Raw genomic sequence first — 1721 nt, forward strand, 5'->3', positions numbered from 1 at the left:
CTTCTTTTGCAACACTTGATAGTCTTCCTCTTCCATAAGGAGTTCTTCAAGCTCAGCACATTTACCTTCGATCCTTTGCATGGTTTCAATTTCGGCGTCATACTGTTTTTTTAGATTTTCACTTTCATTTTGGAGCTTATCGAATTTCTGAATGGCAAGCTCGATTCGTTCGCCCATCAACAAGCTTGTATTGATAGAAGGTATATCTTCCTCAGCTATTTGCAGATTTAGTGCTCTCAATGTTTCACTTACTTTATTTGTTACAATCTTCGTTTCGCGCCTGATATCATCAAGATCATCCAACCATTTCATGAATATGGATTGTTGTGACAGGAAGGACTCTACTTGATGAATCTCCTCTGTGAATTTCACAGGCATCTGAACTGATTCAAGCTTTTCTTCCAGTTTATTTTGCTTTGAAACCAATGTTTCCAAATAAGAAGAAGCTTGTCTCCATTCCACTTTCAGCCCATTCAGCCTCTCTGTCCCTTTAGCGGGATAAGAGAGTGATTCCATACTGGAAATCTTTCGGGAAATGGATACATACTCGGAAAGAACATACCAATGTTCATCGATCACGTTTAGCCGGTCCCTTTCTTCCGCCAATGATTCCTTTTCATTTATCAGGGAACTGATCGAAGACTCCAATGAATGCCGTTCTTCGAGCAGTGGACCATACTGTTTATTCTTTTCCTTGGCTTCAGCGACCTGTTTATCCATTGCCTTTAGTTCGATGACTTTGCTATTTATTACTGGTTTTCTGCCGGTTTTCTTAAAGAGCAGTTCTCTTTCCTTTTGCCATTGTTGTTCCATTTGCAAAAGAAAATCCGTGCCTGTTGAGCCTGCACTGAATAAATAACGATTCAATTCATCTTTTTTCAATCTATGTATGTCCTGCAGACCTGCCAGATTAAATGAAAAGATATTCTGATACGTGACTTTATCCATCCTCCCGACCAGTTCCAGCAGAGCTTCTTCCCCGCCTTTTCTTCCATCCTCGAACTGAACTGTAACATCACCGGCTGCTTTCCCTTTTACCCGCTCAATACTGAGTTTGCCATATTCCTTACTTTCACATATGATTTTCCCTCCATATTCAGAAGAGCTTTTCGGTTCATAGCGAAGCTGGGCTTGCTGCCTGGTCGGAAAACCGAATAATATACTATGTATAAATGACATGATGGTGGATTTCCCAGCCTCATTCTCGCCATAGATCAGTTGCAGTCCCTCAAGGTTGTATTCCTGGTTGATCAGCTTTCCATATCCATATATTTTCAGTTGTATTAATCTCATCATTTCACCTCTTTTCTTACTGACCTCGTTTCGGATGCAGGATTAAATCTGCTGAATCCTGTATTAAATGCCTCAGTTCTACTTCTGTCAATGCTTCGATATATCGATAGAGAGAAGGGTGTTCATATAATTCCGCCAGTGCTTCAACCCCTTCTTCAATGCTCATTTCCCTCAGGGAATGCATGACATCCCTGATAAAGGGATCATTACCTTCTAATTCAACTTGTTCTAGCCTGCTTAGTTTAATGGAATGAATCCATCTACTATTTTCACCAGTTAACATATCAGCTTGCAGGGCTTGAAGAAGATCGCCAGTTTCCACAGCGTGAATCATATCACTTGATAAATCATGATAGTCTACCAGGTCGATCTGAAGCAGGCAATCCCCACTCACTTCATACGCTTCTGTCTCTTTCATAATCTTCTGG

General features: G+C 40.7%; 2 protein-coding genes. Both read right to left on the reverse strand.

Annotation, left to right across the window (positions count from 1 at the left end):
• The coding region (locus tag HP456_RS23630; RefSeq protein ID WP_172255588.1) for an AAA family ATPase at positions 1-1296 on the reverse strand (1296 nt) is incomplete at its 3' end.
• A 13-nt stretch (positions 1297-1309) separates the two neighbouring features.
• Positions 1310-1721, reverse strand: a 412-nt coding sequence (locus HP456_RS23635) for a hypothetical protein (protein WP_216663408.1), incomplete at its 5' end; no start/stop codon positions are given.

Origin of the sequence: Bacillus haikouensis (assembly GCF_013179555.1) — a bacterium.
Classification (GTDB): domain Bacteria; phylum Bacillota; class Bacilli; order Bacillales; family Bacillaceae_B; genus Rossellomorea; species Rossellomorea haikouensis_A.